Origin of the sequence: Arthrobacter sp. ERGS1:01 (assembly GCF_001281315.1) — a bacterium.
Lineage (GTDB): Bacteria > Actinomycetota > Actinomycetes > Actinomycetales > Micrococcaceae > Specibacter.
In genome coordinates this window covers 1,270,481-1,285,924 of record NZ_CP012479.1, presented here as the reverse complement: position 1 = coordinate 1,285,924, position 15,444 = coordinate 1,270,481, and the positions used below count along the sequence as shown (strand labels likewise).

At 64.2% G+C, this 15,444-nt stretch carries 13 protein-coding genes; 2 read left to right on the top strand and 11 right to left on the bottom strand.

Going from position 1 to position 15,444, the window contains the following annotated elements; all coding sequences use genetic code 11:
• Positions 1-58 precede the first annotated feature (58 nt).
• From AL755_RS09690 to AL755_RS09660, 7 genes are all read right to left on the bottom strand, one after another.
• Positions 59-1,222 (bottom strand): thiolase family protein, encoded by a 1,164-nt coding sequence (locus tag AL755_RS09690; protein ID WP_054010830.1) that lies wholly within the window; start codon positions 1,220-1,222, stop codon positions 59-61.
• Between the two features lie 42 nt (positions 1,223-1,264).
• Complete coding sequence (locus tag AL755_RS09685) at positions 1,265-2,032, bottom strand: SDR family NAD(P)-dependent oxidoreductase (RefSeq protein ID WP_054010829.1); 768 nt, start codon at positions 2,030-2,032, stop codon at positions 1,265-1,267.
• Between the two features lie 35 nt (positions 2,033-2,067).
• Entirely contained in the window at positions 2,068-3,216 is a 1,149-nt protein-coding gene (locus tag AL755_RS09680; protein WP_054010828.1) for an acyl-CoA dehydrogenase family protein, read from the bottom strand.
• 52 nt (positions 3,217-3,268) lie between these two features.
• Positions 3,269-4,468, bottom strand: a complete 1,200-nt coding sequence (locus tag AL755_RS09675; protein ID WP_054010827.1) for a CaiB/BaiF CoA transferase family protein — start codon at positions 4,466-4,468, stop codon at positions 3,269-3,271.
• Positions 4,468-5,757 (bottom strand): MFS transporter, encoded by a 1,290-nt coding sequence (locus tag AL755_RS09670; RefSeq protein WP_202813548.1) that lies wholly within the window; start codon positions 5,755-5,757, stop codon positions 4,468-4,470. Before AL755_RS09670 ends, AL755_RS09675 begins: the two co-directional genes overlap by 1 nt.
• A gap of 441 nt (positions 5,758-6,198) precedes the next feature.
• Positions 6,199-7,227, bottom strand: a complete 1,029-nt coding sequence (locus AL755_RS09665; protein ID WP_237762707.1) for a LysR family transcriptional regulator — start codon at positions 7,225-7,227, stop codon at positions 6,199-6,201.
• A gap of 288 nt (positions 7,228-7,515) precedes the next feature.
• Positions 7,516-8,172 carry a GntR family transcriptional regulator gene (locus tag AL755_RS09660; protein ID WP_054010825.1) on the bottom strand — a complete coding sequence of 219 codons (657 nt, stop codon included), beginning with the start codon at positions 8,170-8,172 and terminating at the stop codon, positions 7,516-7,518.
• Between the two features lie 135 nt (positions 8,173-8,307).
• Here AL755_RS09660 and AL755_RS09655 point away from each other — a divergent pair, with 135 nt between their 5' ends.
• Both AL755_RS09655 and AL755_RS09650 read left to right on the top strand, forming a co-directional pair.
• On the top strand, positions 8,308-9,441 hold the full coding sequence (locus tag AL755_RS09655) for an ATP-NAD kinase family protein (RefSeq protein WP_202813547.1): 1,134 nt from the start codon (positions 8,308-8,310) through the stop codon (positions 9,439-9,441).
• Entirely contained in the window at positions 9,442-10,200 is a 759-nt protein-coding gene (locus AL755_RS09650) for an SDR family NAD(P)-dependent oxidoreductase (RefSeq protein WP_054010824.1), read from the top strand. It begins immediately after the preceding gene.
• Between the two features lie 343 nt (positions 10,201-10,543).
• On the opposite strand, the gene AL755_RS09645 is transcribed toward AL755_RS09650, so the two are convergent.
• The 4 genes from AL755_RS09645 to AL755_RS09630 are packed head-to-tail and all read right to left on the bottom strand — an operon-like array spanning position 10,544 to position 15,420.
• Complete coding sequence (locus AL755_RS09645; RefSeq protein ID WP_054010823.1) at positions 10,544-12,283, bottom strand: amylo-alpha-1,6-glucosidase; 1,740 nt, start codon at positions 12,281-12,283, stop codon at positions 10,544-10,546.
• Positions 12,283-13,179: a carbohydrate ABC transporter permease gene (locus AL755_RS09640; protein ID WP_237762647.1), complete on the bottom strand. Its 897-nt coding sequence runs from the start codon at positions 13,177-13,179 to the stop codon at positions 12,283-12,285. The genes AL755_RS09645 and AL755_RS09640 overlap by 1 nt, the downstream gene beginning before the upstream one ends.
• Before the next feature lie 5 nt (positions 13,180-13,184).
• Positions 13,185-14,123 carry a carbohydrate ABC transporter permease gene (locus AL755_RS09635; protein WP_054010821.1) on the bottom strand — a complete coding sequence of 313 codons (939 nt, stop codon included), beginning with the start codon at positions 14,121-14,123 and terminating at the stop codon, positions 13,185-13,187.
• Between the two features lie 4 nt (positions 14,124-14,127).
• Positions 14,128-15,420 carry an ABC transporter substrate-binding protein gene (locus AL755_RS09630; protein ID WP_054010820.1) on the bottom strand — a complete coding sequence of 431 codons (1,293 nt, stop codon included), beginning with the start codon at positions 15,418-15,420 and terminating at the stop codon, positions 14,128-14,130.
• Between the last annotated feature and the right edge of the window lie 24 nt (positions 15,421-15,444).

The following is a 15,444-nucleotide window of genomic DNA, read 5'->3' as shown; positions in this document are numbered from 1 at the left end:
GATGACTCCTTACTACAATCTTCGCCGCGCCGGATTACCCCGGCGGCGGCTGGTTGGGTCAGTTGGCGGAGATCCGCAAGTTCTCGTAGATGGTCGCGTTGGCCATGCCGCCGCCTTCACACATCGTGTGCAGGCCATAGCGGATTTCCTCGCGGATCATTCGGTGCACGAGCGTGGTTGCCAGACGTGCGCCGGAGCCGCCCAGGGGGTGGCCGATCGCGATGGCTCCGCCGTCGGGGTTCACCAGTGACCGCTCTGCCCCGGTCTCCCGGAGCCAGGCGCCAACAACGCTGGCAAAGGCCTCATTGACCTCAAAGGTGCCAATGTCGCCTAGGGACAGGCCCGCACGCTTAAGCGCCTTGGCCGTTGCCGGCGCGGGCGCCCCGAGCATGGACACAGGGTCGTCCCCCACCACGGTGGCGGTGTGGATTCGCACCAGCGGCGCCAAGCCCAGTTCGCGGGCCTTTTCACTCGTGGTGACGATCATGGCGCTCGAGCCGTCAGAAATTTGTGAGGAGTTCCCGGCCGTCATGCGCCCGTCCTCGCCAAAGACGGGATTGAGGAGGCCCAGCTTTTCAAGGGTCGACCCACGGCGGATGCCCTCATCACGGGAGAACGCACCCTCGGCCGTGGTGATGGAGAGAATTTCCCCGTCAAAGTGGCCCGCGTCCTGTGCGGCAGCGGCACGCATGTGTGATTCGAGGGCAAGCTCGTCAAGCCACTCGCGGGAGAGTCCGTAGCGTTCGGCCAGGATTTCCGCACCCGTTCCCTGGTTCAGTTCGACGCCGCCGTAGCGAGCCAGCAATTGCTCGCTGAAGGGGTCTCCGGGACCGTTGCGGCGGGCCGTTCCCAAGGGGATGCGGGTCATGTTCTCGACGCCGCCGGCGACCACCAGGTCATTCTGGCCCGAGATCACGGTTGCGGCGGCAAAGTGGATGGCCTGCTGGCTGGAACCGCATTGGCGCTCGATGGTTGTGCCGGGAACGGATTCCGGCCAGCCGGCGGACAGCACCGAGTTGCGTGCAATATTGCTGGCCTGTTCGCCTGACTGGCCCACGCAACCCCACATCACGTCGTCCACCAGGGCGGGGTCAATGCCTGCGCGCTCCACGAGTCCGTTCAGGACTGCTGCGGACAGGTCGACCGAATGGATGCCGGCCAGGGAACCCCCACGCCGGCCGATGGGGCTTCGCACCGCGGCGGCAATTACAGCGTCACGCATTACTTCTCCTCTTGTTAAGAAACGTCAATTCATGGCCGCCATTTAGCGCGGGGCCATGCGGATTGCGCCATCGATCCTGATGGTTTCGCCATTGATCATGCCGTTGCTGATGATCTGTTCGGCAAGGGAGGCAAATTCGTCCGGGTCACCCAGCCTGCTCGGGTGGGGAATACTGGCTGCCAGTGCGTCGACGATGTCGGGGCGGCCACTTTCGGTCAGCAGCGGGGTGGCGAACGTGCCCGGGGCGATGGTGCAGACCCGGATGCCCACCTTGGCCAGGTCGCGGGCCGCGGGAAGGGTCATGCCCACGATGCCGGCCTTGGCGGCTGCGTAGTTGATCTGGCCAATCTGACCCTCATACGCCGCCACGCTGGCCGTGAGAACGCAGACGCCGCGGTCGCCGTCGAGCAACTCATGCTTGGCCATCTGCTCCGCGGCGAAGCGGAGGATGTTGAAGGTGCCGATGACGTTCAGGTTGATGATGTCGGCGAACGAGCTCAGCGGGGTCACCGCGCCCTCACGGTCGAGGATGCGCATGGGCTTGCCACGTCCGGCGCAGTGCACCAGGGCACGCACGGGAGCGAATTCACCGGCCCGGGCGAAGCCTTCGCGCACCTGCTCTTCGCTGGTCACATCGACCCCGACAAACTGGGCCGCCTCCCCCAGCTCGGCTGCCCTCTCGGCGCCCGCAGAATTGGGCAGGTCCATGATGGTGACGTTTGCCCCGTGGGCGACGAGCCGCTTTGCGGTGGCCAGGCCCAAACCGGAGGCACCGCCGGTGACGACTGTGTGGATTCCTTCAATACGCATTTTTGTTTCTTTCTTCCTGGGTGCCGGTCAGCAGCTCAGAGACCAATGGACTTGGCGATGACTACTTTCATGACTTCGCTGGTGCCGCCGAAAATGCGGCTGACGCGGGCATCGGCGTAGAGGCGGGAAATGGGGTATTCACGCATGTAGCCGTAGCCGCCGTGCATTTGCAGGCACTGGTCAACGATCTTGCCCTGGGCCTCCGTGACAAACAGCTTGACCTTGGCGGCATCCGCCGGGGTCAGCTTGCCTGCATCCAACGCCAACACGGCCTGGTCAATCATGGCCTGGCCGGCCGCCAGGTTCGTGGCGCAGTCGGCCAGGACAAACTTGGTGTTCTGGAAGTGCGCGACCGGCTTGCCGAAAACCTTGCGCTCCTTGACGTAGTCGATCGCCAGCTGGTGCGCGGCCGTTGCCGTCGCCTGGGCCGTGATGGCGATGGAGAGGCGTTCCTGTGACAGGTTGTGGCCCAGCATGCTGAAGGCCGCATCCACGTGACCGAGCACGTTGGCTGCCGGGACGCGCACGTCCTGGAAGGCCAGTTCAGCCGTGTCCGAGGAGCGCAGGCCCAGCTTTTCCAGCTTGCGGCCCTTGGTGAAGCCCTGCATGCCATCTTCGACGACGAGCAGGGTCAACCCGTGCCGGCGGTCATCGCCGGCGCTGCTAGTGCGGGCCACAACGATCACAAGCTGGGCGTTGGTACCACCGGTGATAAAGGTCTTGGAGCCGTTGAGGATGAAGTCATCCCCGTCGCGGACCGCCGTGGTGGCCATGCCGGCCAGGTCGGAGCCGGTCCCAGGTTCCGTCATCGCGATGGACGCGAGCAGGCTGCCATCGGCGAAGCCGGGGAACCAGCGCTGGCGCTGCTCCTCATTGCAGTAGTCCAGGAAGTAGGGCAGAACCGTGTTGAGGTGGACCTGCAGGCCGCCCAGCGACGAGGCCGCATAGCCGATTTCCTCGAAGGCGATCATGTTGAACAGGAAGCTGTCCATGCCGCCGCCGCCGTATTCCTCGGGAATCTGGAGGCCGTTAATGCCAATTTCCGCGGTGCGGGTGTAAATCTCCGGTGGAACCATACCCTGGTCTTCCCACTCGTCCATGTTCGGAACGACTTCGCTTTCGAGGAAGTCGCGGACAACCTCCCGGAATGCTTCGTGGTCTTCGTTGAATATGGTGCGTTCCATGAAATGAGTCCTTTGTGTCCTGGGGAAAAAATTGATGAAGTGGGTGCCGGTGTTACGCGGTCACGGCGGTTTCGGCGATGCCGACGGCGCCGGTTGTTGCCAGGGCCACGATCTCTTCGACGGAGAAGCCAAGCTCGAGGAGGACCTGTTCGGTGTGCTCGCCCAAGGCTGGGGCTCCGCTGGTGTTGCGGGGGCCGGCATTGGCAAACTGCCATGGGGCCCCGACGGTTTCGATCTCACCCAGCGGTCCGGTGGTCTTGATCAGAATGCCGCTGGCTTTGACGTCCTCGTTGGCGGCGATGTCACCATAGGTGCTGATGCGCCCGGCCACAACGCCATTGCTGGTGAGCAGCGCCAGGGCCTCATCGGTGGTGAACTTGCCGAATTCCTGGCGGAGCTCAGCCAACAGGGCGGCCTTGTTTCGGACGCGGGCGGCGTTGGAGGAGAAGCGATTGTCCTGGACCATGTCGCGGCGGCCGATCAATTCGCACAAGCGGGCGAAATGGGGTTCAGAGTACGCCGAGACAATGAAGGCGCCGTCGCTGGTGGTCATGACGTCCGCGGCCGGGGCCACGGTAGGCTGGCCGTTGCCAAGGCGCTTGGGTTCCACCCCGGTGGCAAAATAGGCGCCCAGCATGGGGGCCTGGACGTGGGTGGCCACCTCGAGCAGGGATGTCTCAATGACCTCACCCCGTCCCGTGCGCAGGCGGTTGACGTAGGCTCCAAGCACGGCCGTGGCTGCCGCGTAGGCGGTGGCCGCGTCAATGATTTGGCAGCCGACTTTCTGCGGTTCACCTTTGGGGTCACCGGTCATGTGCATGATGCCGCTCTCGGCCTGGGCCGTGATGTCCAGGCCCGGACGAAGCCGGGACGGGCCCGTGGACCCCCAGGCAGTGATACTGGCATAGACAATATGGGGGTGTTTGGCAACGACGTCGCCGCCGCCCAGGCCAAAGGATTCCATGACACCAGGGCGCAAGTTTTGGATCACGATGTCGGCTCGGCCGACGAGTTCCACAGCAACCCGCAGGCCCTCCGGGCTCTTTAGGTCCAGGGCGATGCTGCGCTTGCCACGGTTGAAGGCATTGACCATGGCCTGGCCGTGGACACCGATGGACCGGGCTGAATCGCCGGTCTTTGCCTCGACCTTGATGACGTCGGCGCCGAGATCGGCCAACAGCTGGGTGGCGGCCGGGGCGGCAATGAACTGGCCAAAGTCGACGACCCTGACACCCTGTAATGGCGAATTCATCAGAGAGTTTCCTTGTTGTTGGCAGTGTTGGCGTCCGCCCATTTGCGGATCCTGATCAAATCCTTGTCGGGCCGGATGAGTGCTGTGGCGACGACGGCTCCGACGACCATCATGATGCCGACCGCGGCGAAGCCCTTGTCATATCCTTGGGCCGCATTTGCTGCGGCGCCCACGGTGAATCCGATGAACAGTGGCGAGACGATTCCGGCAAGGCTGGAAAAGGCCACGATCCCGCCCATGATGCCGCCGCGCTTTTTGCTGTGGATCAAGTCACCGAGCGCCGTAAAGCCAACGCCGATTGATGCCGTGTTGAGCGAAAATGCCAAGGTGACCAGCACCATCTGGAAAACGCCCTGGGGTACCACCGTGAAAGCCCACATGCACACACCTGATGCCACCACAAGGCCACCGGCCAGGTACCCGCGTGCCACCTTGCGGGAATAGCCCCGCTTGTAGAGCCAGTTGGAGAAGAACCCGGCAAGAATGGAAAACACTGCGGCTGCGGCGAAGGGGATCCCGATCAGCCGACCCACTGAGAGCGTGCTGTAGCCGAGGCCTTCCGAAAGGTAAACCGGAAGCCAAGCCACCTTGAGGCTGGTGGACCAGTAGCTGAAGAAGTTCAGCAACGCGATGCCGATGACCGTCGTCGTGCCGAGAAGGACGCGGTAGGGAACGTTGACGGGTTCATTGGCTGATGCCTTTGCCTGCGATGCCACGGCCTCCCTCGAGTCGCCTCCATCGCCCTGCTTTGCCTTTGAGCCCACCTTGGAGGAACCACCGAACAGGAGCCACAACGCAGCCCAAACGATGCCCGCGACTGCCAGGACCCCGAATGCCGTGTGCCAGGACCACTGCACAATGATCCAGGTCAGGATCGGGGCCATGACCAGCGGGCCAAGCGACGAACCCGCGGTGACAATGCCCGAGGCAAGTGCGCGTTTTTCCGGCGGGAACATGGACTGGGCGGAGTGATTCGCCAAGGCGTAGGCGGGGCCCTCAGCAAATCCGAGCACGAGACGGCACACAAGCAATCCAGTGAATCCAACGGTGCCCATGAGAGGAATCATGGTTGCCACCCACACCAGCATCAACGCGGCCAGGTACCACCGCAGGTTCACGCGACTCGCAAGCGCGCCAAGCACGATTGCACCGATTGCAAAGATCCAAAAGAAGGCACTTTGGATGATTCCGTATTGCTCGACGGTAATGCCGAGATCCGCACGGATTTGAGTGCCGGCAAGACCGAGCAGTGACTTGTCGGCATAGTTGATGAACAAAAAGATTGCCAAGAGCGCCGTGATGGCCCATGCCCGCGCCGGTGTCATTTTCAGCTGAGGTCGGCCGAGTTTTCCCGCGGGTTTTATTGTTTCCGATTGATTCAACATGTGATTCCTTGCCAGTCGAGTGCGTCGTTGCACTGCGGTGCGCCGCAAATTGAGAGTGATGAGATATGGACCACATTCCCCTCAATCCATTTGAATACACAACAACCGTTCGTGTCTAATACAAATTGCCGCACATTCTGACTGCAAATACCTATCAAACACTTTGTGGGCGCCCGCAACCGGTTCTACAAAGGAGTCGGATATTCCGATCGGGGATTGGAAATGGTGACTGCGACATCAGGTGAACTTGGATGCCAGAAGTGCTTCATGCACGGACCGCAGCTACACCGGGCCCGGTTCTCGCGCCGGACTGCAGGGATGACACAGCGAATCGAGCGCCGAGGTTCAAGACCTTAGGCGGTGGTCCCAAGCTTCGAGGGCCGCTGCCGCACGTTCAATCAATGGGGTTTCGGCATCGTCCGCCATCTCCAGGGCCCGAACCCAGAGGTCAAGAGATGATCGTGCAGCCGCAAGAAAGGCACTTGCGGCGGAGGTCAGTTTTCCCTGTCTGTACACTGCATAGATTTTTGTGGCTGGCACCGGGTCAAGTTCTCGCACAACCCCTCCCCTTTGCCAGAAGCTGACCGCGACGCGCAAAGGAACAATTCCGACAGCACATCCCGAGAGGACGAGAGGCAAAATTGCCTCGCGTTGCCGAATTTCGACGGCGATACGCGGTTCGACCCCATGTTCGCGAAGAATCTGCTCCATGTATTCGCGCGTCCCCGTCCCCTGCTGGGCCAAGACAAAGGATTCGTTTCGCAAAGACGATATGGGCACCGGATTCGGCCAGCGGTCCTCGCTGCCTGGCGGACAGATCAGAACAAATATTTGCTCCACAAGCTCATCACATTCCAGGTCGCCGAGGGCAGGCATCGAGACAAAACCCAGTTCGCTTGAGCCAGTTCGAACCTTTTCCGTGACGGCAGAGAGGTCATCGCCTTCCTCGACGCGGCATTGAACGCCGGGGTAGGCCATGAGGAAGTTCGCGATCCAGGTGGAAACCGGATCGATCGCAAGGTCCGAAAGCGACGCAACGTCTATGGATCCACCCCGCAGAGCCGCAATTTCGGTCACCGCCCTTTCGGCGTTGTCGACTTCACGCAGAATAGACCGCGCTGGTCCCACCAAGCCTTCACCTGCCGGCGCCAGGACAATCCCCCTGCCGATCCGATGGAACAACTGCGTTCCAAGGTCGCGTTCGAGCGCACGCATTGTTTGTGACAGCGACGACTGTGCGATATGAAGGGCCTCCGCCGCACGGTGGACGCCGCCGTGATCAACGATTGCGAGGAAGTAGCGCAGTTGGCGAAGGTTCATGCCTGACAGTATGGCATCCGCGAATGCCATGAACGGGACTGGACCGGGTTTCATGGCCACCCCAAAGAAGCACCATCCTCAAACCATTTTGGGAAACCAAACCTTGGGGCAGCTCAGAGGGGCAAGGACCAACCCAACAAGCCTTGGCCGTCCCAACTGCCCTCAACCTCTCCTCGATCACTGAAACCACGTCGATGGCTATTCCAGCGCAGCCCAACCCCGGTCTCGACACCATGAACCACCCCACCCAGGCAGCGTCGATATCCGCCCGGTCAAATCGGAAGATCCGATGGCCTGTAAACTCGGCCGTGGCCTTATGGTTTGTGACCTTCCGCCGGCCTACTACCCCGCAGGAACGCGACTCTTCAGCGCATTGATGATCCGCGGTACGCTGTTGAGCCAATTGTCTTCCAGCGCCGAGATGGCGGCCGGCAAGTCACCGGCGAGCAGGGCGTCGGCAATGGACTCGTGCTCAGCCGCGGCACGTTCCATCAGGTCGGTGTTGCCAACATAAAGGCGCTCGTAACGGCGCAGGGCCAACTTATAGGAGGCCAGGGTCTCCGCCAGGCGCACATTAGGGCTGCCCGAAATGAGCGTGGCGTGGAATTCGTCGTCATGCTCGTGGATGTCCTGGGCGGAGCTGACTGACGCGGTGAAGCTGCGGGCCTGTTCGGCCAGCTGCCGTCCGATGGCGACAAGTTCCGACGCCGGGGTCAGGTGCAGCGCCAGGCCCTCCAGGGCGGCGATGATCTGCACGGTTTCGGTGAAGTCGCTGGCCCCGATGGGCGTCCAGCGGAACCCCTTGCCCGAGACCCGGCCAATGACGCCCTGCTGCGAAAGCGAGATGAGGGCCTCACGCAGCGGCGTCCGGCTGACGCCGAGCTCGACCGACAGGGCCACTTCATTGATGTTTTCCCCCATGCGGAATTCACCGGCCCCCACGCGATCCATAATTTCCGTTTCAATCTGCTCGCGCAGAGTTTGGCGTTGAATGGACACCCGTTCCTCCTTGCACCGCAATCTGGAAAAAATAAAGTGGCACCGCGGTGGATCTACCACTCCATCGTAATGTCAGTATACTGTATACAGACGAGGAGGCGAGTTTGTATGGACAGTGTCAGTGTAGGACTTATCGTGAATCCCATTGCGGGACTTGGCGGACCCGCCGGCCAAAAGGGCAGCGACGCCGCGGATATCCGCGCAATTGCCGACAAGGCCGGCTACGCCTTGACGTCCCCGGACCGGGCGCGGCGCGCCGTGGCCCAGTTGGCGGCGCTCCTGGATCGCAACGGCCGCGGACTGCGACTCCTCACCGGCCCGGGCCTCTTGGGCGAAGACGCCGCGGAAGGCCTGTGCCCCACCACCGTGCTGGGGCCCGCCGCGCCCGCCTCGAGCTCCGCCGACACGCGGGCCCTGGCCTCGCGCCTGGCCGAGGCCGGCGTGGACCTTATCCTCTTTGCCGGCGGCGATGGCACGGCCCGGGACATCCTGGACTCCGTGGGCGGCGCCGTCCCCGTCCTCGGCATCCCGGCCGGCGTCAAAATCTACTCTGCGGTCTTTGCCCTGACACCCATGGCGGCCGGTTCATCGGCGGCCGCCTGGCTTTCCGGCACCGGGCGGGCCACGGCCCGGCGCGACGTTGTAGATATCGACGAGGACCTGCTGCGCGCCGGGCTGGCCTCCCCCACCCTGCACGGCACACTGAACGTGCCTGTCGATCCAAGCCGGTTGCAGGCCCGGAAGGCCGCCACACCGGCATCGGACGCGAACTCGGTGGCCGCCCTGGCCCGCGCCTTCGTTCGCGGCATGGCGCCGGACCGAAGCTACGTCCTCGGTCCGGGCGGAACCACCAGCGCGATCGGCCGCGAGCTTGGCCTGGCCACGACGAGGCTGGGGGTCGACGTCGTGCGCAACGGAGCGTTGCTGGCCGCCGACGTCGACGCCCAAGCCCTCGAAATTGCCCTGGACGGCAAGGAAGCCACAGTGGTGCTGACTCCGCTGGGCGGCCAGGGCTTCGTCGTCGGGCGCGGAAACCAGCAAATCACCGCGAAGCTGCTGGCCCGCCTTCCGCTGCAGATCGTCGCGACGGACGGCAAGCTCGCCTCCCTGGCCGGGCGCCCGCTCTGGGTGGATTCCGGCGACGACGACGTCGACGCGAAGCTCAGCGGGTACGCGAAGGTTTTCACGGGTGCGGGCACCCACACGGTCTACCCGGTCCACCGGGTGTTTGAAGAAACCCAAGGCACCACCATTACCAAGGAGTACTGAATGCGTTTGCAGGACAAAAATGCCATCATCACCGGCGGCGGTTCCGGAATCGGCCGCGCCACGGCACTGGCCATGGCCGCCGAGGGCGCCAATGTGGCCATCTTCGACATCAATGAGGCGGCCGCGAAGGCCGTGGCCGACGAAGCCGCGGCACTGGGCGTCAACGCTATCGGGGTCGCCGTGAACGTGGCCGACGACGAGCAGGTCCAGGCCGGCGTAGCCCAGGTGGTCGACGCCTTCGGCGGCGTCAACGTGCTCTTCAACAACGCCGGGATCATCCGACGTGCCAACGTCTTGGAAACCTCGGTGGAAGACTGGGACCGGGTCATGGCCGTCAACGTGCGCGGACCGTTCCTGATGAGCAAGTACGTGGTGCCCCTGATGAAGGCGGCCGGCGGCGGAGCCATCGTGAACACGGGCTCCGGCTGGGGCCTGAAGGGCGGCGGCGACGCCATCTCGTACTGCACGTCCAAGGCCGCCGTCGTCAACATGACCCGCGCCCTGGCGATCGACCACGGACCGGACAACATCCGCGTCAACTCGGTCAACCCGGGTGACACCAACACCCCCATGCTGCGCGAAGAAGCCCGCCAGCTCTCCCAGGAGGAGCAGAGCTTCCTGGCCGAATCCAACGACCGCCCGCTCAAGCGCATGGGCACGCCGGAGGAAATCGCGGAGGCCGTGGTGTGGTTGGCCAGCGATGCCAGCTCCTACGTCACCGGCTCCGCCCTGGTGGTCGACGGCGGCGGCATCGCCTAAGCCTGCACGCAAGGAGGCCCGCCCCGAATTTCGGGGCGGGCCTTTTGTTGGCAACGCCAACGTTCAGTGCCGGCAGGCAGCTTGCCACCGGATGGCATGTGTTTTTGGACAATGGCGTGGAGGGCACGGTTGGCATGCCAGATGCTCGAATAGGTGATTTTGTTGCAGGTCGCCACGGGCGAACCCCTTCCATGAAGAGTATTCGCGTGGCTCATATCCACACTTGAACGCCATTCAACAGTGGCGTCCCAGGATTCACATCTATATGTGTCGTACAGCACAAGCTATATCGCACATGCCAGTGCCCCGCCCCGAATTTCGGGACGGGGCATTGCAGGGGCGCCTATTCCGGGCGGTCCCCCGCCGCCAGCCAAACGGCCAGATCCAGGAACAGTGCCGCGGACCAGCCAAAGCCGGTGGTGGCACCGGCTGCACGGGCACCCGTCAACGGATTCCAGTACTCGTGGATGCCGCCGCTCTCCCGCACCATGGTGACGGTCCGCTCGGCCAGATCCGCGGCTTCGGCCTCGAGGCCGCTGCGCAGCAGGCCCTGGACCACCAGCCAATTCACGTTCAGCCAGACGGGGCCGCGCCACATCTTGTCGGCGTCGAATTCCTGTTCCGCCAGCCCCACGGTGGGCAGCGGGTGGGCAGCCCCCAGGGAACCGGGCGCGGTCAGCGATTCCCGCAGGGATTCAAGTACGGGACCGGGAAGCCGGCCGGTCAGCAGAGGCATCAGCGCAAACGGGGTGAGCGTCTTTCGCGTGCCGGCCGGGGTCAACGCCACAAACTGGCCCAGGTCCGCGTCAAAGCGCTTCGCCACGAGCCGTTCCGCCGTCTCTGCGGCCAGGGACCGCTGGGCCGCCGCTTCTGCGGCGTCGCCACCGTCATCTGCCAGTGCGGCCATCGAGTCAAGGGCCATGACCAGGTAGCTGGGCAGGTCGGGCGCGAATACCGGGCCGCCGTCGTCGAAGAGCGGGGAATCGTCCAGTCCGGAGGAATAGACGTGCTCGTAGCCGGGCAGCCCGTCCGGGGAGGGCCGGTCAAACCACCAGCGGTGGAGCCGGTCCAGTCCGTCCTTGAGCTCAGCCTGAACGGACGTGCCCGCAACCTGGTCAACTGCGCGGGCCGCCCATGCGGCCAGCGGCGGTTTCGTGATGGGCATCTCCGCCTCGGTGACCATGGGCGAGTCCGGGCCATGGATCCGGGCCAGCGTGCCCAGGTCCCCCGGCGGCATGTCAGCCACGCGGGCCAGTGTGCCGCCGTCGTGGACCACGTCCGGCAGGCCGCCGTCGGGAGCCTGCTCGGCAAAGAACAGCCGCAACTGGTCCGCCGCAAGCCCCGGATCACCGTGGCGCAGTCCAAAGCTGATGAAATAGGAGTCCCACTGCCACGCGGCAACGTAGCCCTGCTTGGAGGGGACCACGGCCTCGATATCCGGATGCGTGGCCAGCCGGACGATGTTGCTCGCCAACAACCACCAGGCGTAGCGGGCCATGTCGCGGTCCGTTTCCCGCACGGCCGGCAGCTTGGCGAACCAATCGAGCCAGCGGGCCGTCGACGCAGCGAGGTACCCACCGTGGCTGCCGGGTTCGGGATTCTCCCGGACTTCCCCGCCCATGCGTACACTCACGCTGCCACCGGCGGGAAGCACCACGCTGGGGGCGTCAGTACTGGAGGGGCCCTCGGTGCTGCTCCAGCGAATGGGCGCACCGTCCACCTCTGAAACTGGCCGGCCGTCGCCGCCGCTCCCAAACGCTTCAAGCAGGACGGTGACGGGGGTTCCGTCATCCGCAACGCCGACGCTCAGCGTTTCGGTGTCAACGAACGTTACGGACGCTGCGCCGCCGGCAAAGCTGATGCCTTCCGGACCCACGTCGGTGACCGGCAGCTGCACGCCGTCGGCCCCCAGCAGGGCGAGCCGGCGCAGGTGCGTGCAACGGTCCGCGTTGCGCTCATAAACCGCCCCGGCCACCCGAAGACTGCCGTCGGGACGGGCGAAAATCAGCAGGCGCGAGCCACGATCGGTCAGCGGCACGGCGTCGAGGTCGATGAACGCCCCGGCTCCGGGCCAGGACTGCATCAGGAGCCGCCCATTCCGGACATGGCCATCGAGTTCAGGATGCGCCTGTTGCCGATCAGGAAGGCGATGAGCATCGGCACGATCGAGATCGCGGACGCCGCCATGACCAGCGAGTAGTTGATGCCGCCGTATTGGCCGGTGAACTGCGAGAGCAGCAGCGGAACCGTGAACTGGTTCTCGCTGTTGAGCACGATCAGGGGCAGGAAGAAGTTGTTCCAGGCACCCAGCGCCACCACGATCGACAACGCTGCCAGGCCGGGCTTGATGTTCGGCATGACGATGCTGAACAGGATCCGCCAGCGGCCGGCACCGTCCAGGCGGGCCGCCTCCTCCAGCTCCACGGGCAGAGAGCGGATGAACTGGCGCACCAGGAACACGGCGAACGGGTTGCACAGCACGGCCGGGATGATGAGCGCCAGGTGCGTGTCCACCCAGCCGAGCTTCGAGAAGATCATGTAGAGCGGTACGATCGTGACCTGCTGCGGGACCATTTGGGTAGCCAGGAAAAGGATGAACAGGAATTTGCTGCCCTTGAACTCGATCCGGGCGAACGCATACGCGGCCATGGAGGCGGTCAGGATGGTGCCGGCCACGGTCAGCACGCAGATGTAGATGCTGTTCCAGTAGGCCAGGCCGAACGGGGCGGCGTTCCACGCGTCCACGTAATTGGCGAAGTTCCAGGGGGCGGGGAAAAGGCCCAGCGGGTTGGCCAGGATTTGCGGCAGCGTCTTGAACGACGTCAGCAGCATCCACAGGAACGGCGCCACCATGAGGAAGCCGCCCACGGCCAGCAGCACGTGCAGGATGATCCGGGACATTTTGACACTGCGCGCCGGACGCCGGCGAGGCGACAGCCGGACAATGCGGGCCGGTCGTTGTTGAAGTGAAGTAGCCACGTGTGTCAGCTTTCGTAGTGAACGAACCGGCGCTGCAGGCCAAGCTGCACGGCGGTGACGACCAGGGTCAGGACGAGCAGGATGATGGACGCGGCGCTGGCCATGCCGAATTGGAAGTGGACGAAGCCCTCGTCATAGATCTGATAGACGATGGTCCGTGCCGAGTTCTCCGGCCCGCCGCCCTTGGTGAGGATGAAGACGACGTCGAAGGTTTGAAAGGAACTGATGACCGCCACCACGGTGGAGAAGAACACCACGGGAGAAAGCAGCGGCAGCCTGATCTGCATCATGGTTCGCAGCGGGCCGGCCCCGTCCACGCGGGCGGCCTCGAGCACATTCGGGTTGATGCCCTGCAGGCCGGCCAGGAAGATGATGACGTTCAGGCCCATGGAGGACCAGATGGTCACGATGCTCACGGCCAGCAGGACAAAGCGTGGGTCGCCGAGCCAGTCCGGGCCGGGGATGCCGAACACCTTGGTGAAGGCCTCGTTGAGCGGACCGTCGGCCCGCAGGATCTGCTGCCACACGAGTGAAACGGCGATGGAGCTGGTCATGACGGGGGCAAAGTACAGGAGCAGGTAGCCCGTGCGGCCGCGCAGCCGGTCAAGGGCGACGGCGACCAGCAAGGACAGCGCCAGGCCCACCGGCACCGTGATGAGGGCCAGGCCCAGGGTGTTCAGCATGGAGCGCAGGAAGACGGGGTCGGCAAGTTGCGCCTGGAAGTTGGCAAACCCGACCCAGGTGAGCTGGGTCAGGCCGTCCCATTGGGCGAACGCCAGGACCAGGCCGACGGCGAACGGCAGCAGCACGAAGGCGATCATGCCGATCAGCTGCGGGCTGACGAAAACGAGTCCCCACCAGCGGTCGCGTTTGCGCCAGCCGGCTTCCTTGCGTTCCACCGGTGGGGCAACTGCCGCACCGGTCTTGGTCAGGAGTGCGGTCACGGCGTCAAACCGCCTTTTCCATCAACTTGCCGACGGCGGCGATGGTGTCGGCCGGGCTGGACTTGCCCTGGTACATGGTGAGCATGGCGGTACTGACGTCGGAGGACAGGCCGGGAACCTTGGCTTCCTGCGCAAAGTCCTCGAAACCGGTGTCCGTCATCGTCAGGAACGACTTCGCGTGGACGGGGTAGTTGCCGCCCAGAACCACGGAGTCGGCACCCTTGACGGACGGTACGGCGTTGCCGCCGTCGGCCAGGCGAAGGGTCTGGCCCTTGGCGCTGAGGAAGTCCCCCACGAAGGTTTTGGCCGCTTCGGGCGCCTTCGTCTTGGCATTGATGACCAGGTAGGACGCGGCGACGCCGGACGGGCCGGGCTTACCGGACACGGTGGGCCAAGGGGCGATGTCGTAGTCGTCCTTGCTGCCGGACTGCTCGGCCGTGGCGATGCCGTAGCGGCCCTGGACGTAGAAACCGGCCTTGTGCGAGACGAAGAGGCTGTCCGGGCCGGAGCCATCGGGCAGGGTGTCGGCCACGGTGAACGACTTGCTGGTGAAGCCCTTGGCCAGCGACTCGATCGCGGCGACGCTCGTGGGATCCTGCGGGAGGACAAACTTTCCGGCCGCGTCAAAGACCTTGCCACCGTTTGCCGCCACCCAGCTCCAGTGCGTGGACCAGTAGTTCCAGAACATGGCCCCGGTCATGCCCTTGGCAGCCAGTTTGGCGCACATGGACAGGAACGTTTCGATGGTCCAGTTGCCGGCGGCCGCAAGCTCGGCCGGGTTTTCGGTGATTCCGGCCGCGGCCAGGGCCTTCTTATCGAACCAGAAGACGTCCGGGTTGCAGTCATTGGGCAGGGCGAAGAGGCCCTTGTCCGTCTTGCCGGCCCCGAACAGGGCGGCGTTGAAGTCCTCCATCTTGACCTTCGCGGCCGGGCCCGTGACCACGGGGGTCAGGTCCATGAGCACACCCGCGGAGACGAACTTGCCGATGTAGTCGTCACCGACATAGAAGACGTCAGGTGCCGTGCCGGAGGTGAGCTGGGTCAGCAGCTTGGAGTGGTAGTCGGAGTAGGACGGCACCATCTGCAAGGTGGCGGTGATGCTGGGGTTGTCCGACTTGAACTGGGTGTTGAACTTCTTGAATCGCTGGCCCTCTTCCGGAGTACCCCAGGTGGACCAGGTGATGCGGGAGGCGGCGTTGCCTCCGGCGGGCCCGCCGCAAGCGGCGGTTGCCAGCAGGGCGCCGACGCCCAGGGCGCCTGCCACGAAATTCCGGCGACTAAGGATGGTGCTGTTCACGGGATACTCCTGGTTCGTTGATGC